The following is a 25,133-nucleotide window of genomic DNA, read 5'->3' as shown; positions in this document are numbered from 1 at the left end:
AAATGAACGCATATCATTGATACGTATCGCAATCATTTCAGTGTCGAGTTCATGCGTAGGACGTTAAACGAGTAGTGCCAAGCAGGATTCATCACATCCCGTGGGTAGTGCAACACCACATACGGTATCCCAGCGCCAGGAACGTTCGGGATCTGGAGCTTGTCGGCAAGGTTTGCCAGATACATGCAACTGCGTGTGGGTCGGGCCAGGGCAGACCGCAAGGCTCATAGACCTGGCAAGAGTATCTGGGTAAGGGACTTTCCCCAATCACCACACGCAAAGACCACAGGAAAGATACCAACCAGATTTGGCGCATCGTGAGTTTCGTGCCCTGGGACCGAACCGATTGCGGGCCGCGGGCACCACGTATTTTCGTCCCCGTACAGGATTCGTCTACGCGGGGTTTGCCACGGACGCATTCTCGCGCATCATCGTGGGCTGGGCACTCTACAATTCGATACGTACCAAAAGCGTTGGCGTTGGGCACGTTGAATCAGGAGATCACAAGTGTAAAGGAAACTGTGGGGTTGGCTCATCATTCCAACCACGGATCGCCGTATGTATGGGATTTGTATACCGAGCGGCTGATCGATGTGGGGAGCACCGCGTCAACTGGAGCGGTTGGGGATTCCTACGATAACGCGCTGGTTAAGGGTATGCATAGCTCGTATAGGAACGAGTTGGTCCATACCCGCACCCGACGTGATGCGCTCCAGGTCGAGATCGCGATGTCCACGTAGGTACACTGGTAGAACACATCCTGCCTCCACCAGAACCTCAACTACCGTAGGCTGATCGTCGTTGGGAACGACTGCTGGCACATCTCGAATACATCAAAGAAAATGACAACCAAGGCAAACGACTAGCTAGCAAACAAACACGGGATACTTCACACTCAGCTCCCAAGCCGCATCAATTAGATGGCCAAGTATTCACAAACAAGCTAAAAGTATAACTCTTAGTTTAATTTCTATCTTCAGAACGAGCTCGTGATCTTAAATAGAAATCCACTCCAGCGTATTGGTAGCTTACGACCTCAAAATTCGAAAAGCACTTCCAGCGTTCGCAAATCTTTTCCCATACCGACGGCCAGTTAACCAGTCGGCCACGGCTCACACGATTCTCGGATAACGATTGCAAAACATTAGCGGATATCGCCTTAATATGATCACCATTACTTTCGTTCATAAATGTATTGAAATCCTTTAGCTCATGCCCGTCGAGAGCCAGTGGATCCGCAGTATCTTCGCGATTATCGGCATAACCTAGAACGAGGTTTAACACTCCGATTAGGCGTAATAAATCACCGGCTAGCTCTTGCGGTAATACTGGAGAATCTCCAAATTTCCACACGCTGAGACCCTGGTATGAGCTATCTTCCCGACAAATTTTTAAAAGGTCACTTAGTTTCACATTTAAAAATCTCGTTATTGGCTTCAAAATGTTTCCTACGTCAGTTATGATCGCGTTTACCTCACGCACTTCGCCAATCTCCCGGGATGTACCTTCTGCTTCACTAGTCCCAAGGTCGATTATTCGCGCCCGAACCGGCTCCAAATTTCCAGGAGCTAGGATGCTACGTAGATCTGCAGGATTATTGGTATTTACACTTTCTCCGGAAATAAGTATATTCCCAGGATGCAGATCTCCGTGAATAATTTCATGTTGATGGAGCACACCTATCGATATAAGCAACCCAACTGCAACGTCTAAAGAATTCGCCAAAGTACATGCATCGTCATAAGCGTTTGGAGTAAATTCGTGACACTCGCTACTATTGAGATATTTTTTTCTTTCCTTTAACCAATATTCTAACGTCACAGATTCTTCCTCTAATTCCATAACTGCAAATATTGTTTCGATAGGAGATTTTATTACCCCCGCATCATTAACCCGTGCAATCACATCCCCTGGTTTACGACTCGCATTTTTTTTGACTTCTAAGAGTGCCCTCTCAATTCCCCCGGAGACTTTCTCTGGCCGCCATAGTTTGACCGCTTGTCTAATATCTAAGAGTTTATGGGTTGCAGAAAAAATTACACCGTTAGCTCCATCCTCACTAAGTGGAGTAGAATCAAATACGAAACGGCTAAAAGGATAGAGGCCATATTCTTCACACTCTTGTAGAGGTTTTTCTCCATAAGTTAATTTATTGTTTACAACTGAAAAATTCATTTCTTTTCCACGGGTTAATTTGATCCAGTATTGATTTTTTCTCATTCTATACCCAAAAGTATTTTAGGAAGAAAAAGAAAAAGGTCTATAGCTCAACTTTATTTAGTCTTTTCGAACGTCTGTCCACTCACAGCCATTTCGCCACCACTTTTGTTAATGAATTCTACTGGATTGGTGTGTACTCAGATTTGAATGACATTTACGGCGCAGAATGAAGTGCGCTAGGTATTCTCTCTAGAGGTCTACCTTATTTTATTGCCGGTGACATTTCTTGTTTCGCCAGCATTTTCTCCCGTTCTCAGCCGGATAGAATACTTACTTGGCTGTGGTGCAGACATACATTACTCAAGCATTTTATTCCTTCGAATGATGCTGTTTCTCGCTCGAACACGTTCGCTCATTTGCAGGTACGTATCAGCTCGTTTTATATGAATTTTGGTACTTTCAGCCAAGACACTACCGTGTTCACCTCCAATACCTCCTTTAAAAGAGAAATCGTTGTACTCGCTAGTCGCCCGCTACACATGATTAACATAATACTTACCACACTGTTTGAGATGATAGATCTGCTCGTTTACACACTTAGGGCTAGGGATTACCTAATCCAACACCTGCAAAATTTATGTCCCTCGAGGCACATAGAATCGAAATTTCCCGCTCATTATCTTGCAGGAGAACATCAGTAATAAACGCCGTATACGCAAAACCTAGATCATCTTTTAGCATGTAGTAAATACATGCCGTACTCCACAACCTGTGAACTGCTCCTTGAAATTTGGGTTCGATAATTGAGGTAATTCTTTCAGAAAGTAACTTTATGTTGTCTTCGGCCAAGGCTAGTAGACCGGCGTTCGTAATTGGTTATTGTTTGAGGCTGATTTTGGAGTTTATGCTGCTAGCAGACGGTCTAAGTATTGGACTAAAACCTCAAAGAATCTATGGAGAAGATGGCTCATTCGCGGCAGACCTGTCCTCACGTAAAAATCTACTCGTTCACACTATTCCTTTGGCCCCAAAGTCCAAGCAGTTGAGCATTTCGCTCGCGAGCCAAGGCACAACTTATACTTTTTTCTGCTTTTCAAGAATTTTTGCTAATCGCTCGTACGGTTTTGAGACTTCCCAATGTTTCTGAGGTGTGGCACGGTGATAGCGTTCTAACACAGCAATCTCCTCATCGTATTGCTTTAACTTCCGATGAATAATTGCCGCTTGAATAGTATAAGCTGGGGGCAGATAATAATCCTCTCCCTGATTTTTCTTGGCAAGAGCTTCATTTTCAGTTGCTTCTATTGCTTGGTAACACAGTTCCAATGCTTCTTTCAAGTTTCCTTTGCGCTTAAGCTCTTTTATAGGCTCAATTAACTCCAGGTAATGTACGCCATTGATCATGCCTGTGTGCATTTCTGTTGCATGCTGTTCCCAGCTACCTAGACTTTTTCTAACAATTGCGGAAGACTGAGCATGCAATTCAGAAGCTCGCTCTTGTACAGTTACAGGAGGGCGTGAGTTCATTGAATAACGCCACTCTGGAGATTCATTTCCTGCCCATATCCAAGCATCAACACGAATACTTTCAGCAAGATTTGAAGTAAAAATCTGGACTTGAACTGGTATACGGGCACCTGAGGGAATCCGAAGCATCTTTGAAATCCCGTCAGAAAGTACACCTATAGGGCCTTTTTCACTAACAAAAACACGGCAGCTGTCAGGATATTCTAGATCTGATGAATCTATACTCAACCAACCAGCGGCTTCAGCATAACCAGGAGCACTACCTGCAAGTAGCAACCCATCTCTCGTGGCCTGTTTACGCATGAACGTTGTTGTTCCCGAAACTTGGATACAACCCCATTGATGTTGCGCATCAACGAGACGCTGCATTACAGAGCAAATTTCCTTATGAGAGTTTTGGTCAGTAGCATTTGCAACTGAACCAACTAATCGCGAAAATAGTCCCATATTTTCGTTCTAACACTCACCTTTCCATTTCACGATATCAAGTTAGCTAGTTAAGCAAGTACTAGTCCTGTCATCACTCCCACTCAATGGTGGCCGGCGGCTTCGAGGTACAATCGAGCATCACGCGGTTCACGTCAGCAACCTCGTTAGTAATCCGGTTAGAGATCTTAGCCAGCACGTCGTATGGCACGCGGGTCCAGTCCGCCGTCATCGCATCTTCAGACGATACCGGGCGCAACACAATCGGATGCCCGTAGGTACGGCCGTCGCCCTGCACGCCAACAGAACGAACATCAGCCAACAACACAACTGGGCACTGCCAGATCTCGCGATCCATACCGGCAGCGCTGAGCTCTTCGCGCACAATCGCATCCGCAGCCCGCAAAGTCTCCAAGCGATCAAACGTCACGTCGCCAACGATACGGATACCAAGGCCTGGCCCTGGGAACGGCTGACGCCACACCAGCTTTTCAGACAAGCCTAGCTCCAAGCCGATTGCCCGGACTTCGTCCTTGAACAAATCACGCAACGGCTCCACCAGTGAAAACTCGATGTCGTCTGGCAAACCGCCCACGTTGTGGTGCGACTTGATGTTCGCGGTGCCGTCTCCCCCGCCAGACTCAACAACGTCTGGATACAAGGTGCCCTGAACCAAGAACGCAAACTCCACGCCTTCAGGCGCTTCTTCCATCAGCTTGATCTGCGCAGCCTCGAATGACCGAATGAATTCCCGGCCAATAATCTTGCGCTTTTCTTCTGGATCGCGCACACCCGCGAGCGCAGTCAAGAACCGCTCGGATTCGTCCACAGCCATGATCTTCATGCCGCGAGCTTCAGCATAGTCTTCGATAACCTGCTCAGCTTCGCCCTTACGCAGCAAGCCGTGATCAACGAAAACACAGGTGAGCTGATCGCCGATTGCGCGGTGCACGAGCGCAGCCGCAACAGAGGAATCAACACCGCCGGAGAGCGCACAAATCGCATGCTTATCGCCAACTTGGGCGCGAATCTTTTCGATCTGATCTTCAATAATCGATCCGGAATCCCAGTTTGGTTCGAGGCCAGCGCCGTCGCGCAAGAAACGCACAAGCATGTCCTGGCCGTGCTCAGAATGCTTGACTTCTGGATGCCACTGCACACCAAACATCTTCGTCTCGCGGTTTTCGAAGGCAGCAACTGGCGCACCCGGCGTCGTCGCAGTCACGACGAAACCTTCCGGAGCTTGCGTAACCGCATCCCCGTGGCTCATCCACACGTTTTCGGTTGCGTTTTCGCCAAGGATAACGCCGTTGTCGACGACGGTCGCCTGCGTTGCGCCGTATTCGCGCAAGCCAGTTTTATCAACTTTTCCGCCCAATGCTTGGGCCATCTGCTGGAAGCCGTAGCAGATACCGAACACTGGCACGCCAGCTTCCAAGATTGCGGGATCCAGGCTCGGTGAGCCAGGCTCATAAACGCTCGATGGACCACCAGACAGCACGATAGCTGTAGGCTGCTTGGCAAGCAGGTCTGCGGTGGACATGGAGTGTGGCACAAGCTGGGAGAAGTATCCGGCTTCTCGCACACGTCGAGCGATGAGTTGAGCATATTGCGCGCCGTTGTCAACGACGATCACTGGGCGAAGATCAGTTGTATTCATACCCTATAGCCTAGCGAATCAAGCTCGCTCGATGCTAACTGTTCCCACATAGAGAACCTGTGATATCTCTCTTGGTGATACGCAAGATTCCAATAATCAGTGAACAAGCGCCTGAGCCAACCGCGCCGAACTAGTAAACACTCGTTCCACTCCGTCCACTGGGTCCACGAAGCTCAGTTCCCGAGCGTGAAGCTGCAGTGGATATGCCCGCGCGGCTTCCTCTTCTTTAGTGAACAGCCGCGGATACAGTGGATCGCCTAAAATCGGCGCACCCACATGCTCCAACGTGACCCGCAACTGATGGGTTTTCCCGGTGTGCGGAATGAGCTCCCACTGCGCCAGCCCGCCGCCGCGTGCCACGATTCGCATCTGGGTAACCGAGTTGGGTTCACCGGCAACGACGTCGGTAGCCAGCGGCCGATACCCGCGCTCGAGTCGCAATTCCACCGTTTCCCAGGTATCGAACCCCGGAATATCGCGGGTGATCGCGCAGTACTTCTTCCCCACTACCCGGCGTTCAAACAAGGTCTGGTATGGTTTGCGCCACTGCGGTTCGCGAGTGAGTAGCACCAACCCGGCCGTTTCCGCATCCAACCGATGGGCGCACACGAGGTCGTCGTCGTTAAACTGCCGGCGCGCTGCCACCGTCACCGTGTGTGCCACATGCGAACCACGCGGAATCGTCGCCATGCCGTGTGGCTTATCCACAACGATGAAACGTTCTTCGTCAGCGATCACATTCAGCTCAATTGGCGATTCCGGCTCATCGGGAACCGGGCGAAAAATCCATAACCGCATCCCCGGAACATAAGGTTCGGCGCGAGATATCTCACGTCCTCCGTCGGCAAAAACATCGCCCGCATCGAGCAAGACCAGTCCAAGGTCACCGAAGCGTGTCACAATCCATTCGCCGATAGTTCGCCACGAACCGGGCGCTAAGGTGACCGGCGTAGCGTTGATTCCGCCCCGCAAAGCTGGGCGCACTGCTACCCGATGGCGCGCGCGTCGAACAGAACGAGGGGTACGCAACTATGTTCTCCTTTACCCGAAAGTCCTAAAACCGTGACAAAATAAAGACGTTACACCAAAGACGTTGAAAGGACCCGACGTGACTCACAGTCTGTACTTCACCGCAGCCGAAGGAAATGTTGGAACTCAAGCACTCGTTCGTACGCTCGTTGCTGAGCTACAAAAAACATACTCGTCCGTAGGCGTATTCCGCGCTTTCACTAACGGCCCGGTAGAACAAGACATTCAGTTCCAAGAAGCCCTGAGCCTTCTTGGCCGCGAGAATGACCTTCAGCTTGCCTGGGGTGCTACCCGCCAAGCATACGTGGCTGACGAAGAAGCCGCAATGACCGACGTCGTCAAGCGCTACACCGATTACGCACAACAGTTCGATGCTGTTCTTATTCTTGGTTTGCTCGACGGCGATCCGCTCAACCCGGGTGTGCTTGCCCGCATTGGTCGCGCAGCAGCAAACTTGTCCACCACCATTATGTTTGCCGTTTCGGGCGCGCTGCGTTCGGCTGATCAGCTTGCCACAATCGTCTCGCTGTCCGCCAACGAATTCACCCACGAGCACGCCCCAATTTCGGGCATCGTTGTCACTAACGCTGATTCGGAAATCGTAGCTGAGGCTCACATCGACAACGCCATCACGTTTGCCGACGGCGAAGCAATCGAACTATCGGAAGCTGGCCGTAACGCTTTGATCGCTGCGATGGAGCAGGGTTCCGACGTCGTTACCCCACTATCCTTCCAGTCGTGGCTGATTTCCCGTGCCCGGGCTGACCGCAAGCGGATCGTGCTCCCCGAAGCTACCGACCCACGTATTTTGCGTGCCGCAGATGAACTCCTAGCTCGCGAAGTTGCTGACATTATTTTGGTTGGCGACGCCGAACAAATCCACGCACACGCTGCCGAGCTCGGCGTCGACGTATCCAAGGCGCACATCGTTTCGGTTGACGATCCAGAACTCAACGAAAAGTACGCCCAAGAGTTTGCTCGCCTGCGCGCCAAGAAGGGCGTGACGATCGAGCAGGCTCGCGAAAAGGTCAAGGATCTGTCCTACTTCGGCACCATGATGGTTCACATGGACGACGCCGACGGCATGGTCTCCGGTGCGGTTCACACCACCGCCCACACCATCGTGCCATCCTTCCAAATCATTAAGACCAAGCCAGGCGCTACCCTCGTTTCTTCCTGCTTCCTCATGCTCATGGAAGACCGCGTCTACGTTTACGGCGATTGCGCAGTCAACACCAACCCGAGCCCACAAGAGCTCGCCGGCATCGCGGTCTCGTCTGCGGAAACAGCGAAGGCATTCGGCGTCGATCCGCGCGTTGCTATGCTCTCCTACTCCACCGGTACTTCTGGCAAGGGTCCAGACGTGGACGCCGTCGTCGAAGCAACCGCTCTCGCACACGAGATGGCACCGGAGCTCGCGCTTGAAGGCCCGATCCAGTACGACGCCGCTGTTGATGCGCACGTAGCTCAAACCAAGCTTCCAGATTCGCCAGTTGCTGGTAAGGCAAACGTGTTCGTCTTCCCAACGCTCAACGCCGGAAACATCGGCTACAAGGCTGTCCAGCGTTCGGCCGGCGCAGTTGCCGTGGGCCCAGTTTTGCAGGGTCTGAATAAGCCAGTGAACGATCTGTCCCGCGGCGCACTCGTCGAAGACATCGTCAACACCGTTGCCATCACGGCAATCCAAGCTCAAAACTGACGCACGCATAACGTCGTCGGCAATCTACCAACACTCGTCACAGAAAGTAAGAAACGAACAATGACAGTTCTTGTTATTAACTCTGGTTCCTCGTCAATTAAATATCAGCTCGTCAACCCGGAAACCGGCGAATCCATCGCCTCTGGCCTTGTTGAGCGTATTGGCGAACCAGAAGGCCACATCGAGCACAACTACAACGGCACCACAACTGACATCAACGAGCCAGTACCAGACCACGGTGTTGGCCTGCGCGAAGTCATCCGGTTGTTCAACGAAGTTGGCCCGAACCTTGACGAAGCCGGAATCAAGGCAGTTGGCCACCGCGTCGTTCAAGGCGGAAAGCACTTCGATAAGGCTGCCGTCATTGATGATCGCGTGGAAGGTTTGATCGAAGAGCTCATTCCGCTTGGACCGCTCCACAACCCAGCCCACCTGAAGGGCATCAAGGTTGCCCGTGAGCTATTCGACGTACCAAACGTTGCCGTTTTCGATACTGCGTTCTTCCAACATTTGCCAGCTGCGTCAGCTACCTACGCGATCGACCGCGACATCGCTGAGAAGTACCAAATTCGCCGCTATGGTGCACACGGCACCTCCCACCAGTTCATTTCCCGCAAAGTGACGGAGATGCTGGGCCGCGATGATCTCAAGCAGATCGTCTTGCACATGGGCAACGGCGCCTCAGTTTCGGCTGTAGTAAACGGTGAAGCTGTAGACACCTCGATGGGTTTGACTCCGCTCGAAGGCCTAGTCATGGGTACTCGTACTGGTGACATTGACCCAGCTGCTGTGTTCCATCTTGCTCGCCAGGCTGGAATGTCCATCGACGAACTCGACACCCTGTTCAACAAGCAGTCTGGTCTGAAGGGCCTGACCGGTTCGAACGATATGCGCTCGGTTTGGGAGATGGCTCATGAGGGCAACGAGAACGCAATCGAAGCACTCGAAGTCTACATCCACCGGTTGCTGAAGTATGTTGGCTCTTACACCGCAGTGATGGGCGGCTTGGATGTGCTCACCTTTACTGCTGGCGTTGGCGAAAATTCGTGGGAGACCCGCAAGATGCTCCTTGATCGGCTCGCGCCATTCGGCGTCAAGTACGATGCTGATAAGAACATGGTTCGCTCGAAGGAGCCGCGCGTGATTTCGGCTCCGGATTCGGCAGTTACCGTGCTTATTATTCCAACAAACGAAGAGCTCTCGATTGCTCAGCAAGCTATGGAAGTGATCTGAGATGGCAGTAGATCTCGTTTCCGATGTCACTCCAGAGCTAGAAGCCGCTTTCAGCCGGTTGATCGGTCAGCTTTCACGATCCGCTAAGCCAATGAACGGCGAACAAATCGAGGGCTTTTTGGCCCAAGATTGCGTTGATTTGTTGGTTTTCCGAGACGACGACGGCGCTGGCGAAGCTGGCGAAGCACCGATCCTCGGTATGCTCACCTTGGTCACATTCGAGATTCCAACCGGCTGGCGGGCCTGGGTGGAAGACGTAGTTGTTGACGAAGCAGCACGCGGCAAGGGCGTTGGCGCATCGTTAGTTGCAGCTGCCATTGATTTGGCGAAGAAGCGGGGTGCGAAGACGGTTGATCTGACCTCTCGTCCATCGCGTGAAGCAGCTAACCGGTTGTACCAACGAGCCGGTTTTGAGCTACGCGAAACCAACGTGTATCGAGTGACCAACTAAATTTTTGGCATCTTTTCTCATCCCGACGGTCGGGGTTTTGACAGCTTTTACACTTGCTGTCAAAACCCCGACTATTTTTGTAAATTTATGCAACACTTCACTGAAAAATCTTGCAAAGTCCGATATTTCACCTGCACTATTCCGATATCCTTAACATTGACATATCAATCATTCGAGACTCTGCAACTATTTGCACTATCTCGTATTAGTTTCACGCATAGGAAGAATGATGATTATCAAACGAACCCAACGAGTTTGGGCATTTCTCACAGTTGCTGCGCTCGTCTTGATGACACTCGGAAGTGGTCTCTTCGCACCACTTCTTGCGCAAGCAGACAGCAGGCGACAGCCAGTCATTACTGTTAATTTTGATTTCGATTCACTGCCTAAGAAATCGCTCAATAAAGGCGACGATTCCTTCGATAAGCACGTGTGGATTCACCAATGGTTAGGAAAAGAAAAGTCAAAAGATATTCAGATCTCTAAAGAAACCAAATCTGTGACTTTGAGTCCATTGAATGGCGAAAAGAACATTGAATTCATTGTTTACATCGGCAAAAGCAATGGCACACATCCTGAAACGATTTGGCATCCTTGGGGACATCCTGATCAGTACGCACAAACGGCCAACATAAAAGCATATGTCGGGCGGACTATTAACGTTAACTATGGCAATTTGACGAATAAGGCAGCTGATCTTCCTGCAATTCCGGAAGATAAGAATATGTACATGCCAGAATTGCTAGAGTGCGATGGATCTATTCCGACTGTAGAGCAGATGACGATGGATTTTGTCATGCCAAGCACCATGTTCAAAATGGATGATGGTGAAATTCAATTTCCGCCAGCAAGTGGAAAGCCTACATTAAAGATCGTATCCTCACCTTTCCCAGCTGAGGTAACTAACAACGGCTACATCAAGTTCCCGTTAATTCCAAGCGATGCTCAACTAGGTAAACACGAGATTCAGGTTGAGTTTACTTATGCTGATGGAACCAAACAGTTCGTCGATGTACCTTTCATTGTCACCGAGAAGAAATCTCCTGAGCTGAAGTCTCAACTATGGAAGCTTTCCTACGCTGACACAACAGTCCAGCAGCTAAAGTCCGCTACCGTTGACCTTACTGCTACCCTATTCGGCAAGGAACGCGCCCTACCACGCGCAGTCACCTTCGCTAAAGGCGCAGACATGCTAAGCTGGGCCAACGTTGACGCCAAGACCGGCACCATCGCACTCAACCCAAACGAATTCGTCGCACCACAAGACTACGAATTCACAGTCGCTGTCACCCACCTCGACGGCAAAGTCACATCCGTCCCAGTCAAGGTCACTGTCACCAAAGCCGACAACGCCCCTGAGCTGAAGTCTCAACTATGGAAGCTTTCCTACACTGACACAACAGTCCAGCAGCTAAAGTCCGCTACCGTTGACCTTACTGCTACCCTATTCGGCAAGGAACGCGCCCTACCACGCGCAGTCACCTTCGCTAAAGGCGCAGACATGCCAAGCTGGGCCAACGTTGACGCCAAGACCGGCACCATCACACTCAACCCAGACGAATTCGTCGCACCACAAGACTACGAATTCACAGTCGCTGTCACCCACCTCGACGGCAAAGTCACATCCGTCCCAGTCAAGGTCACTGTCACCAAAGCCGACAACGCCCCTGAGCTGAAGTCTCAACTATGGAAGCTTTCCTACGCTGACACAACAGTCCAGCAACAAAAGTCTGCTTCCGTTGACCTTACTGCTACCCTATTCGGCAAGGAACGCGCCCTACCACGCGCAGTCACCTTCGCTAAAGGCGCAGACATGCCAAGCTGGGCCAACGTTGACACCAAGACCGGCACCATCACACTCAACCCAGACGAATACGTTGAGCTTAAAGACTATGTTTTCCATGTAGTCGTTACCCACCTTGACGGTAAGACCGAAAAAGTCGCCGTGAAGATCAAGGTAACGGAAGCCGATCCGGAGACGACCTATCCGTTAACACCACTCAAGCCTGGAAAACACACCATTCCAGCCCTCGAGCTCACACCAGCACAACCAATTGCTAAACCACATACACCAAAGCCAGTAGAAACTCCATCAACTGGTCTAGCAAAAACTGGTGTTGATCTTGCTGGTTTAGCTGGTTTGGCACTTATCTCAGCATTGGCTGGCACTACAGTTCTACGCCGTCGTCACGCTGAATAACAATTACACATAAAGAGATCTGTGGGGGTCACGTTCCAAGAACGTGACCCCCACAGATCATATTATAGACAATACTCACAAAATCAAAAACAAAACATAAACTTCGTTACCATTAAACATGAAAGATAGTGTCCATCGAACAATCCTTCAATTTATTTTTCTTCTCATTCCGTTTAGGAGTATTAATGGTACGAAGCACTGTAGAGCGTAGAGGAGCAGCTCTGATAGCCTTCTCTTTAGCATTCCTCGGTTTTGGCTTTAACTTCAGTCATTCTGCGACAGCCCAAGCAGAGGAGCCCACGATTCAAAGAGCGTCTTTAGAAATCGACTTCGATTTCAAAACACTGCCAACGGAACGCCCTTCCTTTAGAGATATGGTGAGGGTCTATCAATGGTCCAGTGACAAAACAATCAAAAAAGATCAGTCTATTTCCAAAGACACTCATAAAATTTCTCTTACCCCACTAGGAAATGACAACACGATTAATTTCTATGTTTATGTAGGGAAAGATCAAGGCTATGCTCCAGAAATTTTTACTCGTGATCTTTATAGTTTCTCCGGCACAAAAGCTAAAACTGCAGAATTATCTGATATTCATGTAGGGCGTACTCTTAACATTTCATTCGCAAACTTAATGGATAGTAAAGAAACATTGCCGACAGTACCGACTGACGCTTCATTGTACGAACCACTCTTCTTAGAAGATACAGCAAAGCCTGATTCATTTACTTCAGTAGAGCAAGGAGCTTCAGAGCTTGTGCTTCCGCGTGTGATGTTCAATGATCAAAATGCATTTCTTATGTCTACTCTACCCAGTGGAGATTTCACACTACGTTTAAGCTCAAATACTTTCCATGCGGAGGTCATAAATTCTGGGTACCTCCGTCTCGGACCAATTGATGTTGATGCTGAACTTGGAAAGCACAAAATTAAAGTACTAGTCAACTATGCAGATGGTAGTTTCGAATATACGTCGGCCTCTTTTAACATAACCGAGAAGAAATCTCCTGAACTGAAGTCTCAACTATGGAAGCTTTCCTACGCTGACACAACAGTCCAGCAGCTAAAGTCCGCTACCGTTGACCTTACTGCTACCCTATTCGGCAAGGAACGCGCCCTACCACGCGCAGTCACCTTCGCTAAAGGCGCAGACATGCCACGCTGGGCCAACGTTGACACCAAGACCGGCACCATCACACTCAACCCAGACGAATACGTTGAGCTTAAAGACTATGTTTTCCATGTAGTCGTTACCCACCTTGACGGTAAGACCGAAAAAGTCGCCGTGAAGATCAAGGTAACGGAAGCCGATCCGGAGACGACCTATCCGTTAACACCACTCAAGCCTGGAAAACACACCATTCCAGCCCTCGAGCTCACACCAGCACAACCAATTGCTAAACCACATACACCAAAGCCAGTAGAAACTCCATCAACTGGTCTAGCAAAAACTGGTGTTGATCTTGCTGGTTTAGCTGGTTTGGCACTTATCTCAGCATTGGCTGGCGCTACAGTTCTACGCCGTCGTCACGCTGAATAACAATTACACATAAAGAGATCTGTGGGGGTCACGTTCCAAGAACGTGACCCCCACAGCTTATGTAACGAGCTCCACTCTAATCAGACATATGATTCTTTCTTGCGCCCTAGGGCTATCCCTACACCTGTTAGACCGACACTAATAGCTAGCAGCCCAACAATTGAAACGCCAGTATGCGCTAGTGAACTCTGGTTATCGACTGTCTTTTTCTCTTGACGCGTATCAATTGGCTGAGGCACGGTTGGGATCAAAGTGCCACGGTCTTGGACTATGAACGCTATCGAGAGAGGCTCTACGTCTTCTGCACGCTTCACTTCGAAATGATGTGTACCCGGCTTAAAGTTTTTCGGAACACTCCATGTAAATGTAGCGGTACCATCTTTTCCAGCCTTGAGAGTACCTAGTTGAATCAGATCAGAACGAACTGTCACATTAACTACTTCGTCAGCCATTAAGCCCGTTATTCTTAGCGTTACTTCCTCTCCTTGCTTCACATTTGTATTATCCAATGTTAGCTGAGGAGCAGGCTCCGGCTGAGGCGCAGGCTCCGGCTGAGGAGCAGGCTCCTCGCTTATGCCTTCAACGAACTCAGTAATTGTTATGAGTTGGTCAGCCGTTGCTTTATATCCGGTAGCGGCAGATTCTTTGCTATCCCATGAGCGCTGTGGCGCTGTTGCTACCGATGTTCCAGCCATGGCCAACGCCAATCCACTATAGCGATTGATCAATCGCTTATAGCCTGCGTCCTTACCAGTATTTGGATCAGTCGTTGATACAACAAACCACTGCTGTCCAACGTTGTGCGGATCAGCATCGCTCAATGTCACCGGCGCATCCCAAGCACGTCCTGCATTATTAGACGAATCTACCCCGATAGCTTTCCCCGTCGAGGATAGAATCATATAAGAACCATCATCTAAGCTCTTAAACGTCCAGGCTCCAGTTTCTTTATCTGTATTTATTCCAGCCACAACCGAAGCCCCAGCCTGATCAACGGCGAGCATAGCTTTATTTTGGTTAGCAATCACGTACTGCTTTGCGGTATCAATCGGAGTAATAACTGGTTTCATATCAACAGTGAGGTTAATAAGATCTGCATACTTGCCGTCTTTACATCCAAATGAACAATACGCACGAAAGTTCTTGCCAACGATTGCACTGTTTGTCTTATTGGCAGGATCAAGGAACCAACGATACCACGATGCACTGTAGTAATCCTTGCCGGTATCGCCAATCTTTACCCACTTCTGGGTAGCAAGGTTATCTGTTGCGTAGTACTCCTGTGAAGCCCTACCAGACTGATCCTTATGTTGTGGCTGTCCAATGTACAAACCAAGGTAGGCATTGTAGGTGACATCCATGACGAAAAGCGGCGATGTACCAGGCATGAGGCCTTGTGCAACCTGCTCTTGTGCGGAACCTGGGTTCTTCGGGTTATATTCTTTGTCGATCGGCGTATAGCCAGTGGACTGTTCGTCAACAACGGGAACCATATTAGATTCTTTACCGCCGATTCCTGGTTCATCCCAGGTACCGTTGTACCACTTTTGCCATGTACCGGTGGCCATCTTTCCAGAAATAGGGGCTCGAGCTACATGCTCATGAAAAACAACCCAGCTACCGCCCTTGTTTACTATCCGCGATCCGTAGAACGCATAGAAATACCCGGAGGCGTAATCAACGTAAAGTCGCGGGTCGCCGTCGCCATAGTAGTAGGTACTTTCAGGGAACGCCTTGTTATCACCACGTATCGTGCTGTATGGGGACGTAATGGCATGATCTACTATCGTCCATGCTTTTCCTTGGTTATGCGACACGGCATAATCAATAGAATCAAAATGCAAACCATCACCAAATGGTTGTGGCGTAAACTCGTTATGCACCAAGCCGTACCAGTCTCCCGTATCTGGATCGACCCACACATTGATCAAGTCACAGAAATTCTTTTGTGAATATCGTGAGTTTCCAGGAGCCATCGATGATTCTTTTCCAGTTGGGCTGGTATTGCACAACACTGTGGTATCTGGATTAGTGCCTACAGAATTGAGTTTTACATCCGGGCGCATCGTGTCCATGTCAGGTCCAGTGAAGAACTGCCAGTGACGCGGCTGGTTGGCACCATAGAGAGCCGCCGCATGCAAATAACGGAACTGCCCGTCTTTATCGAGGAATGGCCATGCCGGAGTATCAGATGGATTATTCCATGTTTGATCGTCGTAGGAAACTACCTTGATATTAGTTGGCTTTGCTGGATCGGTTCCAGGATTCGGAGTATCAGGCTGCGGATGGCCCGAGCTCTTAACAGCTGTCGCAGCATTAAATTCAGCTAGCGTCGCTACATTTTCAGCTTTGCCGTTACCGCCCCATGACGAATTATAAGTAACTCGTACGCAGCGGGCTGGACGCGGATCGAAATTAACATCCAAATCTACAAGATTTGCCGAACTATATGGCTGACCAGCTTCCTGTTGGCCACTAGCAGCTTTCTTAAACTCAGCGCTCTCAACAGTAGCCTCGTCGCTACATTTAGGATCTACAGACGTTTCAATAACGTATTCTCCTACTCGTCCTGACCCATTTGAGGATTGGCGCGGTGTAAGCGTCAGTTGACCAAGATTAGAGACCTCTCGTCCTAGGTCTATAACAAAATAATGCGGTAACGGGTCTGCCGGCCCGTTACCGTATGCGGTGTGCCAATAAGTGTCTGCATCACCATCTAAGACAAGTTCTATTGGTCCGTTACTACCTTCATTAGTAGCCACTGAATCGGTTGTTACCGCTGTCATACGGGTTTGTTCGAGTGGCGTATATTCATACGTCACTTGTTCTTCAGCGAAAGCCGGGGTTAAGGTTCCGACGGAAACAAACGCTACTGTAAGTAGTGCACAGGTAGAACTCCACGTTGAACGGTGCTTCATATGTCACGCTCCCTTGCGGATAATAGTTCTTTGCACATCGCCATTGATGTGCAAGTATCAGCGCATATATCTTGTAAAACAACGACTATGCGCTCCTACAGCTGTTATTATTCCATTAAATAAAACCCGCAGTTCGTTTTTTGCGTTAATCACCCTAAACCTGCAAAAAGGTGAAATTTTTTCTTGTTTTTCTGACACTTTCTGCAATGAATGAAAAAATCGGGGCGCTCCTTACTCGGAGCGCCCCAGTTTTAGCTTGCGAAAATCTAGTCTTAGAAATCGCCCACCATAGTGGTGACGTCAAGAGCCTTGTTGAGGGTCTCTTCATCGATTTCACCGCGCTCAACGAAGCCAAGATCAATCACGGCTTCCTTGATCGTCATGTTGTTCTTAACCGAGTGCTTTGCGATCTTTGCAGCGTGCTCGTATCCGATGTGACGATTCAACGGGGTCACGATCGATGGTGAGGACTCAGCCAGTTGCAAGCAGCGGTCTTCGTTAGCAATGATGCCGTCAACGGTACGCTTAGCCAAGGTTTCTGCTACGTTGCCCAAAATTTCAATGGACTCGAGCAAATTCTGTGCCATAACTGGGAGCATCACGAGCAAATCGAAGTTGCCTTGTGCACCAGCAAAAGCGATTGTTGCGTCGTTACCAATAACCTGAGCAGCAACCTGAACTGTTGCTTCTGGAATAACTGGGTTAACCTTACCCGGCATGATCGACGAACCTGGCTGAAGATCTGGCAAGTGGATTTCGCCAAGACCGGTACGTGGACCAGAGCTCATCCAGCGCAGATCGTTCGCGATCTTCACGAAGGAGACTGCGATGGTGCGCAATGCGCCTGACGTTTCAACGAGAGAATCCTGAGCGGCCTGTGCTTCGAAGTGGTTGGTTGCCTCAACAAATGGCTGGCCGGTATGCTCGGAAATAAGCTCAATGACGCGGGCCGAGAAACCAGCTGGGGTGTTGATGCCAGTACCAACAGCGGTACCACCGAGTGGAAGCTCGGCTAGACGTGGCATAACAGCCTTGACACGCTCAATGCCGAGGCGCACTTGTGCGGCATAGCCGGAGAATTCTTGACCCAAGGTGATTGGGGTGGCATCCATCAAGTGGGTGCGGCCCGACTTGACGATCTTCTTGAACTCTACTGCCTTGCCTTCCAGCGAGGTGGCAAGAACGTCCAACTTTGGCAACAGGTGAGTGTTAATAGCCTGAACTGCAGCAATGTGGATTGACGATGGGAATACGTCATTAGAAGACTGCGAACAGTTGACGTGATCGTTTGGATGAATCTCGATACCCGAAGCCTTGGTTGCGATAGTAGACAACACTTCGTTCGTATTCATGTTCGACGACGTACCCGAACCGGTCTGGAACACGTCAATTGGGTACTGATCATCATGCTTTCCTGCAATGACTTCGTCAGCTGCAGCAACGATAGCGGCAGAACGCTGTTCGTCGAGTGTGCCAAGCTCTAGGTTAGCTAGCGCTGCGGCACGCTTAATTTCTGCTAATGCATGTACGTGTGCTGGTGTGAGAGTCTTACCCGAAATCGGGAAGTTCTCAACTGCACGCTGTGTCTGTGCACGGTACAAAGCATCAACCGGCACTCGCACTTCACCCATTGTGTCGTGTTCGATGCGGTATTCGGTCATGTCAACCTCCTTGTTTAGCGCCCTTGTTGGCGCGACATTTGACATTTTAACGCGGGAACTATTGCCCTATGTAGGGCATTCGTCCACCGTTATTTTTCTTACGCACGAGCAGTGATTTCTACTCGTTGGAATTCTTTGACATCTGAGTACCCGGTCATAGCCATTGAGTGACGTAGTGCACCAATAAGATTTGTGGTGCCTTTGGCATCCGTGGCCGGACCGAATAACAGTTTCTCAAGTGGCCCGGCGGTGCCGACGTGGACTCGTTCACCACGTGGCAACCGAGCATGGTAGGCTTCCCCACCCCAGTGGAATCCTTGTCCGGGGGCTTCGTCCGCGCGGGCAAGTGCGGTACCGAGCATAACGCCGTCGGCACCACACGCAATGGCTTTCACCAAGTCGCCAGAATGCGAAACCTGGCCATCGGCAATGACGTGAACATAGCGCCCACCAGTTTCGTCCATATATTCGCGACGAGCGGCTGCGACGTCGGCAACTGTTGACGCCATCGGGACTGTCGTTCCTGCGGTTCGAACGTTCGCGCTGGTTGCGCCGCCGCCAAACCCGGCCAAAACTCCGGCTGCTCCGGTGCGCATCAGGTGCAAAGCCGCGGTATATGACGCGACTCCACCGACGATCACTGGAACGTCGAGTTCGTAGATGAAACGTTTCAGATTCAATGGTTCCCGATTCGAGGAAACGTGTTCTGCGGAAACCACGGTTCCACGAATAATGAACAGATCTACCCCAGCGTCGACGACGGTACGCCAGTGCTCTTGGGTACGTTGTGGGGAGAGCGCTCCCGCGACGACGACGCCAGCACTGCGGATTTCATCAAGCCGCGCGCGGATCAGCTCTGGCTTAACTGGCTCGCGATAAATACGTTGCATCAGTTTAGTAACGTAATTCGGCTCAGCATTTGCGATTGCATCGAAATGCGGTTGCGGATCTTCGTAGCGTGTCCATAAACCTTCTAGGTCAAGAACACCTACGCCTCCAAGTTTTCCGAGCGCAATCGCGGTTTGCGGAGACGTTACCGAATCCATCGGAGCACTCATAATCGGGATGTCTAGAAGATTGGCATCTAGTTGCCAAGAAACCGATACATCATTCGCATCGCGAGTTCGCCGCGAAGGAACAATGGAAATATCGTCGAATGAATAACCTACTCGGGCGCGTTTTCCGCGGCCAATCTCAATTTCTGCCACGTCTATAAGACTACCAGCATCAGTGCTAATAGAACTCGTTACTAACTGACTTCAAAGTATGTCGGACCTAGTCAGTATGATAGGCAGTAACAACCTAAATATAAGATATGGAGAACACGATGTGGACGTCGCAACCAATGGTTGGATTTGATACTGAGACTACCGGTGTGGATCCTACCGTTGAACGGTTAGTCACTGCCTCGATAATTGTTGTCGATTCTAACGGTGTCACGCGGCACTACTGGCTAGCAGATCCAGGCGTTGAAATCCCGTTGCAGGCTCAAAATGTTCACGGCATTTCTACTGAACAGGCACGCCGTGAAGGCGAACCTGTTACAAAAGTTCTTAATGAGGTAGCAGATCTACTGTGCCATCATATGGCTGCTGGGCATCCTATTGTGGCGTTTAATGCTGCCTATGATCTGACACTGATGGAATGCGAACTCGAACGTCATGGCCTGACAACCATGGCAGAGCGATTGGGACACGAAGTTGGTCCAGTAATAGATCCGTACATCTTAGATCGGACAGTCGATCGTTACCGTCGTGGAAAGCGACGGCTAGAGAACTTAGCTGATCATTACGATGTTGCTGCGGATGACTCCTTCCACAACGCTGAGGCTGATGTCTTGGCAACATTACGTGTTCTCGGCGCAATGCTACGCCGTTATCCAGAACTAGCCGAAGATTCCCTCGCACACCTGATGACTCTACAACAGCAAACATATACCGAATTCCAGCAGTACATGGCTAGCCGTCATGGGCAACACATCACTGGCCCGCTGCCCTGGCCAGTAACAAAATAACGTCATGTACTTCCCTACTAGCTGAACTGGCCCGGCTACACGATGTAGCCGGGCTAGTAAACAGTCTAGATATTAGTGTCGGATCAAATAATCGAATGCACCCAACGACGCATTCGCACCCGCACCTAAAGCAATCAAGACTTGCTTATATGGAATATCGGTGACGTCTCCTGCAGCATACACACCTGGCATTGATGTGGCATTCTTGCCATCAATGACGACTGCTCCGCGGTTGAGATCGAGCGTTCCATCCAGCCATTCTGCGTTCGGAATCAGTCCGATCTGAACAAACATACCGTTCGCTTCGACTGCATGGGTTTCCCCAGCTGAATCACGGTATGTCACACCAGTCATATCAGTTCCGTCGCCTTCAACAGACTGCAGTGCTGCTGAAGTAACGACCGTGGTATTGGACAACGATGCGAGCTTATCCAGCAGAACTTCATCTGCCTTGAGCTCTGGCATCATTTCGATCACCGTTACATGGGTACAAATCCCGGCAAGATCAATAGCAGCTTCAATGGCAGAGTTTCCACCGCCAATAACCGCTACTGGCTTGTCCTTGAATAGCGGACCATCACAATGCGGGCAGAAGCTCACACCGTTGTTACGATATTCAGCTTCGCCTGGGACACCAGTGGTGCGGTACCGCGCACCAGTTGCTAGTACAACAGACTTAGCACGGAGCGTCACATCGCCGTCGAAATCAACTGCAAATAAAGAATTCTCGTCTTTGTCTTGCAACGCTACCGCGTTAAGACCTGACATGATTTCTACCCCGTAATGTGCCATCGACTGATTAAGTTCACTGCCTAGCTCAGTTCCGCCAATCTTATTCAGAACCGTCAAGTTCTCGATTGACGCGGTATCCAAAACTTGGCCGCCAACATTTGCCGTAGCGACACCAACACGCAATCCTTTGCGCGCTGCATAAACAGCCGCAGACGCACCAGCAGGTCCACCACCGACGATCAGCATGTCAAACGGGTCAATGCTATTGAGCTTCTCAGCCCGCTTAGCTCCAGAATTGGAATCCAGCTTAGCAACAATTTCAGACAGAGTCATTCGACCCTGGCCAAACAGCTCCCCATCCATATAAATCGTTGGAACCGCTTTAATACCATGTGCGTTTACTTCATCTTGGAAAGCACCGCCTTCAACAGCCGTGTGCTTAATCAGCGGATTAATAATCGACATAGCATTAAGTGCCTGAACAACCGTTGGGCAATTCTGACAGGTCAACGACATATAAGTAACGAACTCGTGTGGTTCAGTCAGCTCTTTAATAGACTGAATCAGGTCTTCATCTTCCCGAACGGGGTGTCCGCCAACCTGGACAAGAGCAAGCACAAAGCTTGAGAACTCCTCGCCCATAGGCAGACCCGCAATACGAACCGACACATCCGAATCAACTCGTGCGATAGCGAACGACGGCGTGCGCTCATTCGCGACTTCAGCAAACTCGATTAACGGCGATAGTTCAGCTACCTGATTGAGCATTTCTCGCATTTGCTCTGAACGCTTCGAATCATCAAGAGATGCTTCAAAGCGAATGGGGACCTTAATGTTCGTCACTAAGCCCTTGAGCTGTGCGATGACATTAGAATCGAGAAACATCAGAGCTTTCCTGCAAGATCAAACGATGGAGCTAACGTTTCTTCGCCTTCTTCCCACTTTGCTGGGCAGACTTCGCCTGGATGGTTGTAGACATACTGAGCAGCCTTGACCTTGCGGAGGAGTTCAGCAGCATTACGGCCCACGCCCTCAGAAGTGGTTTCAACGTACTGAATGATACCGTCTGGATCGATGACGATGGTGGAACGGTCAGCTGCGCCCTGGCCCGGACGTAGCGTATCGAATGCCTCAGCGATTTCGCAGGTTGGGTCACCGACCATTGGGAACTCAATCTTGCCAATACGCTCTGAGGACTCATGCCATGCCTTGTGCGAGAAGTGCTTATCGGTCGAGAAGGAGTAAACCTTCACGCCCATTTCTTGGAACTGAGCATAGTGCTCAGCCATATCTTCAAGCTCAGTTGGGCAGACAAAGGTGAAGTCAGCTGGGTAGAAAAATAGGATTGCCCACTGACCCTTGTGGTCCTCGCTTGACAGCTCAACGAAGCTACCATTGTGGTATGCGGAACCAGCCCATTCGGCGGCCTTGGTATTAATCAAAGACATCGTTTTCCTCTTTCTCAAAGGTTAAGTTATACAAAACAGCACTTAAGACTATAGTCCCTGATTCAAGGCAAAACTAGAGAATACACTCCCGGCTTAATCACACCAAACAGTATTGACAAAATCATTTATTAGTCAACTAAAAAGTGGGACGGCTGCCATTCACTGACAACCGCCCCACTCTTACGACAGTTATTTCACACTATAGTTCGGTGCTGCAGCAATATTCTGCACATCGTGTGGATGTGACTCGTGTAAACCAGCAGCAGTGATCTGAACAAAACGACCGCGTCGCATTTCTGAAATGTTGTGAGCTCCAATATAGAACATTGTTTGATGGAGGCCACCGATCAGCTGATAAGCCACAGAAGCAACGGGGCCTTTGGCCGGCACTGAGCCTTCGATGCCCTCTGGGACGATTTTCTCATCAGATTTCACATCGGCTTGGAAGTAGCGATCCTTAGAATAAGAAATACGACCGCGCGAGCTCATTGCACCTAGCGATCCCATTCCGCGATACGCCTTGAACCTACGACCATCAACCTGGACTACCTCGCCTGGCGATTCATCAGTTCCAGCAAACAGCGATCCGAGCATCACGGTAGATGCACCCGCAACAATCGCCTTACCGACATCACCGGAATACTGCAGACCACCATCAGCGATCAATGGTATGCCAGCGGGTCCACACGCCTGCGCCGCTAGCTGCACGGCAGTGAGCTGCGGTACGCCAACACCAGCAACAATACGAGTGGTACAGATCGAACCTGGACCAACACCAACTTTGACTGCGTCCACACCAGCGTCAATCAATGCTTGAGCGCCTTCAGTAGTAGCAATGTTTCCACCGATTATTTGAACATGAGCAAATTGCGGATCTGCTTTAATTCGGCGGATCTGTTCCAATGCAAGTTTTGCAGCACCATTCGCAGTATCGACAACCAAAATATCCACGCCCGCTTGTGCGAGTGCCACCGCGCGCTCCCACGCGTCACCCCAATATCCAATCGCAGCACCGACCCGAAGCCGGCCCTGTTCATCAATCGTTGCTTTCGAGGCGTCCTCATCCCAGTCAAGCATAACTGGGGCAGCCTTAACTTCTGCCACCTGAGCAGCTTGATCTTCAATAGATGAATTGCGGTGGAGGATGCCAAGACCCCCGAGTCGCGCCATAGCAATCGCCATGCGCGAACCAGTCACTGTATCCATAGCTGCTGAGATAAGTGGAACTCTCAGTTTAATATCCCGAGTCACATAGGAAGTAGTGTCAACCTCAGACGGAACTACATCCGTTTCCTCAGGGAGAAGAAGAACATCATCATACGTTAAGCCCATTAAGGCGAAAGGATTGTCAACCATCCTCTAAGTTTACGCGTTCTGCCTACTGCACGAAAACCCCGACCACATTGCGACGCATCACTATTTACTGATTCATTCCACGACAGCACTCTATTCTCATGTCAATGCAATCAACGCCACACTATACCCGGCACTAAATCGCATAAAACCCCTTGTTTTACATCCAGCCTCATTGGTAACGTAGATAAAGTTGAAAATTGCAAGAATGAACAGGACGTGACATTAGTGGTCGCCCGAATCAAGGATGTATCTGGAGCTCTCGTAGACTTCTGGGACTGGCAAGCACTCGGTAGCTGTAACAATATGGACCCCGAATTCTTCTTCCACCCCGAAGGAGAACGTGGCGGTCCGCGCCGTCGTCGTATCGAACGTGCCAAGCGAATCTGCCAAACCTGCCCAGTCATTGACGAATGCCGTGAATACGCATTAGTAAATCACGAACCATACGGTGTATGGGGCGGACTTTCGGAAGAAGAACGCAACCGAATTATTTCCGCCAAGCGCCACGGCCGTACCGCCTAAAAACTACGGTCGCACCGCCTAAAAACGTAGCCTAGTTCCGCTGACAACTAGATCTGACAACAACTAGTTCCGATAACAACAGGCATTAAAAATGTCCCGCGAGCATCACGCCCGCGGGACATTTTCAGTATCTTAATCAGTGGGTGACAACTGCTAAGACGTCACGCTGCGAAAGAATCAAGAACTCTTCAGCACCATACTTGACTTCGGTGCCACCATACTTGGAGTAAATGACAAGATCGCCAACCTTGACTTCCATGGCAACCCGGTTACCATTGTCGTCAACGCGACCTGGACCTACTGCAATAACTTCGCCCTCTTGTGGCTTTTCCTTGGCAGAATCTACCAGGACCAGACCAGAAGCGGTTGTTTCTTCTGCTTCAACCTGCTTGATGACGATACGATCGTCCAGCGGTTTGATGGAGACGGACATCCGGCTCCCCCTTCTTTTGCTCGAAAATACTAGCTTTCTGCCTGGTTTCGCCGTCGCGGTGTACGAAACCGAGCACTACGTGGATTTCCACGTCCATTAACAAGAGTAAAGCGCACACTAGCA

General features: G+C 50.1%; 19 protein-coding genes. 7 read left to right on the top strand and 12 right to left on the bottom strand.

Annotation, left to right across the window (positions count from 1 at the left end; all coding sequences use genetic code 11):
• Positions 1-608: 608 nt before the first annotated feature.
• The 5 genes from KSO86_RS00715 to KSO86_RS00695 form a co-directional block, all read right to left on the bottom strand.
• Positions 609-821: a hypothetical protein gene (locus KSO86_RS00715; RefSeq protein ID WP_216378364.1), complete on the bottom strand. Its 213-nt coding sequence runs from the start codon at positions 819-821 to the stop codon at positions 609-611.
• A gap of 142 nt (positions 822-963) precedes the next feature.
• Positions 964-2,175, bottom strand: a complete 1,212-nt coding sequence (locus KSO86_RS00710) for a serine/threonine-protein kinase (protein ID WP_216431723.1) — start codon at positions 2,173-2,175, stop codon at positions 964-966.
• Between the two features lie 1,059 nt (positions 2,176-3,234).
• Positions 3,235-4,134 carry a tetratricopeptide repeat protein gene (locus tag KSO86_RS00705; RefSeq protein ID WP_216378367.1) on the bottom strand — a complete coding sequence of 300 codons (900 nt, stop codon included), beginning with the start codon at positions 4,132-4,134 and terminating at the stop codon, positions 3,235-3,237.
• A gap of 73 nt (positions 4,135-4,207) precedes the next feature.
• Entirely contained in the window at positions 4,208-5,773 is a 1,566-nt protein-coding gene (guaA, locus tag KSO86_RS00700; RefSeq protein WP_216378368.1) for a glutamine-hydrolyzing GMP synthase, read from the bottom strand.
• A 96-nt stretch (positions 5,774-5,869) separates the two neighbouring features.
• A complete protein-coding gene (locus KSO86_RS00695; protein ID WP_216378369.1) occupies positions 5,870-6,802 on the bottom strand; it encodes a pseudouridine synthase in 933 nt (310 codons plus the stop codon).
• A 79-nt stretch (positions 6,803-6,881) separates the two neighbouring features.
• Here KSO86_RS00695 and pta point away from each other — a divergent pair, with 79 nt between their 5' ends.
• The 5 genes from pta to KSO86_RS00670 all read left to right on the top strand — a co-directional run bounded on the left by pta (position 6,882) and on the right by KSO86_RS00670 (position 13,926).
• A complete protein-coding gene (gene pta, locus KSO86_RS00690; protein ID WP_216378370.1) occupies positions 6,882-8,501 on the top strand; it encodes a phosphate acetyltransferase in 1,620 nt (539 codons plus the stop codon).
• 60 nt (positions 8,502-8,561) lie between these two features.
• On the top strand, positions 8,562-9,734 hold the full coding sequence (locus KSO86_RS00685) for an acetate/propionate family kinase (RefSeq protein ID WP_216378371.1): 1,173 nt from the start codon (positions 8,562-8,564) through the stop codon (positions 9,732-9,734).
• A 1-nt stretch (position 9,735) separates the two neighbouring features.
• Positions 9,736-10,185: a GNAT family N-acetyltransferase gene (locus KSO86_RS00680; protein WP_216378372.1), complete on the top strand. Its 450-nt coding sequence runs from the start codon at positions 9,736-9,738 to the stop codon at positions 10,183-10,185.
• Positions 10,186-10,414: 229 nt separating this feature from the next.
• Complete coding sequence (locus KSO86_RS00675; protein ID WP_216431721.1) at positions 10,415-12,385, top strand: Rib/alpha-like domain-containing protein; 1,971 nt, start codon at positions 10,415-10,417, stop codon at positions 12,383-12,385.
• Between the two features lie 185 nt (positions 12,386-12,570).
• Positions 12,571-13,926, top strand: coding sequence for a Rib/alpha-like domain-containing protein (locus KSO86_RS00670; protein WP_216431719.1), 1,356 nt, complete (start codon positions 12,571-12,573; stop codon positions 13,924-13,926).
• 80 nt (positions 13,927-14,006) lie between these two features.
• On the opposite strand, the gene KSO86_RS00665 is transcribed toward KSO86_RS00670, so the two are convergent.
• From KSO86_RS00665 to KSO86_RS00655, 3 genes are all read right to left on the bottom strand, one after another.
• The gene (locus KSO86_RS00665; RefSeq protein ID WP_216379488.1) at positions 14,007-16,844 is read right to left on the bottom strand and encodes a discoidin domain-containing protein; all 2,838 of its coding nucleotides are present in this window, start codon (positions 16,842-16,844) and stop codon (positions 14,007-14,009) included.
• A 272-nt stretch (positions 16,845-17,116) separates the two neighbouring features.
• Entirely contained in the window at positions 17,117-18,505 is a 1,389-nt protein-coding gene (locus KSO86_RS00660) for a class II fumarate hydratase (RefSeq protein WP_216379487.1), read from the bottom strand.
• Between the two features lie 98 nt (positions 18,506-18,603).
• Positions 18,604-19,713: a GuaB3 family IMP dehydrogenase-related protein gene (locus KSO86_RS00655; RefSeq protein WP_216379486.1), complete on the bottom strand. Its 1,110-nt coding sequence runs from the start codon at positions 19,711-19,713 to the stop codon at positions 18,604-18,606.
• A 107-nt stretch (positions 19,714-19,820) separates the two neighbouring features.
• Here KSO86_RS00655 and KSO86_RS00650 point away from each other — a divergent pair, with 107 nt between their 5' ends.
• Complete coding sequence (locus KSO86_RS00650; protein WP_253280658.1) at positions 19,821-20,519, top strand: exonuclease domain-containing protein; 699 nt, start codon at positions 19,821-19,823, stop codon at positions 20,517-20,519.
• A gap of 72 nt (positions 20,520-20,591) precedes the next feature.
• Here the strand turns inward: KSO86_RS00650 and ahpF are convergent, their stop codons facing one another.
• The 3 genes from ahpF to guaB all read right to left on the bottom strand — a co-directional run bounded on the left by ahpF (position 20,592) and on the right by guaB (position 24,055).
• On the bottom strand, positions 20,592-22,136 hold the full coding sequence (gene ahpF / locus KSO86_RS00645) for an alkyl hydroperoxide reductase subunit F (protein WP_216379485.1): 1,545 nt from the start codon (positions 22,134-22,136) through the stop codon (positions 20,592-20,594).
• Entirely contained in the window at positions 22,136-22,699 is a 564-nt protein-coding gene (gene ahpC, locus KSO86_RS00640; RefSeq protein ID WP_216379484.1) for an alkyl hydroperoxide reductase subunit C, read from the bottom strand. The genes ahpF and ahpC overlap by 1 nt, the downstream gene beginning before the upstream one ends.
• A gap of 189 nt (positions 22,700-22,888) precedes the next feature.
• On the bottom strand, positions 22,889-24,055 hold the full coding sequence (guaB, locus tag KSO86_RS00635; RefSeq protein ID WP_216379483.1) for an IMP dehydrogenase: 1,167 nt from the start codon (positions 24,053-24,055) through the stop codon (positions 22,889-22,891).
• Positions 24,056-24,280: 225 nt separating this feature from the next.
• On the opposite strand from guaB, the gene KSO86_RS00630 reads away from it, so the two are divergent.
• Positions 24,281-24,577, top strand: a complete 297-nt coding sequence (locus KSO86_RS00630) for a WhiB family transcriptional regulator (protein WP_091282568.1) — start codon at positions 24,281-24,283, stop codon at positions 24,575-24,577.
• A 136-nt stretch (positions 24,578-24,713) separates the two neighbouring features.
• On the opposite strand, the gene groES is transcribed toward KSO86_RS00630, so the two are convergent.
• A complete protein-coding gene (groES, locus tag KSO86_RS00625; protein ID WP_091280346.1) occupies positions 24,714-25,010 on the bottom strand; it encodes a co-chaperone GroES in 297 nt (98 codons plus the stop codon).
• Positions 25,011-25,133: the final 123 nt, after the last annotated feature.

The organism is Arcanobacterium phocae (assembly GCF_018913465.1).
In the GTDB taxonomy this organism is placed as follows: domain Bacteria; phylum Actinomycetota; class Actinomycetes; order Actinomycetales; family Actinomycetaceae; genus Arcanobacterium; species Arcanobacterium phocae_A.
Note: the sequence above shows the minus strand (reverse complement) of the source record. Positions and strands in the feature narration are given on the sequence as shown.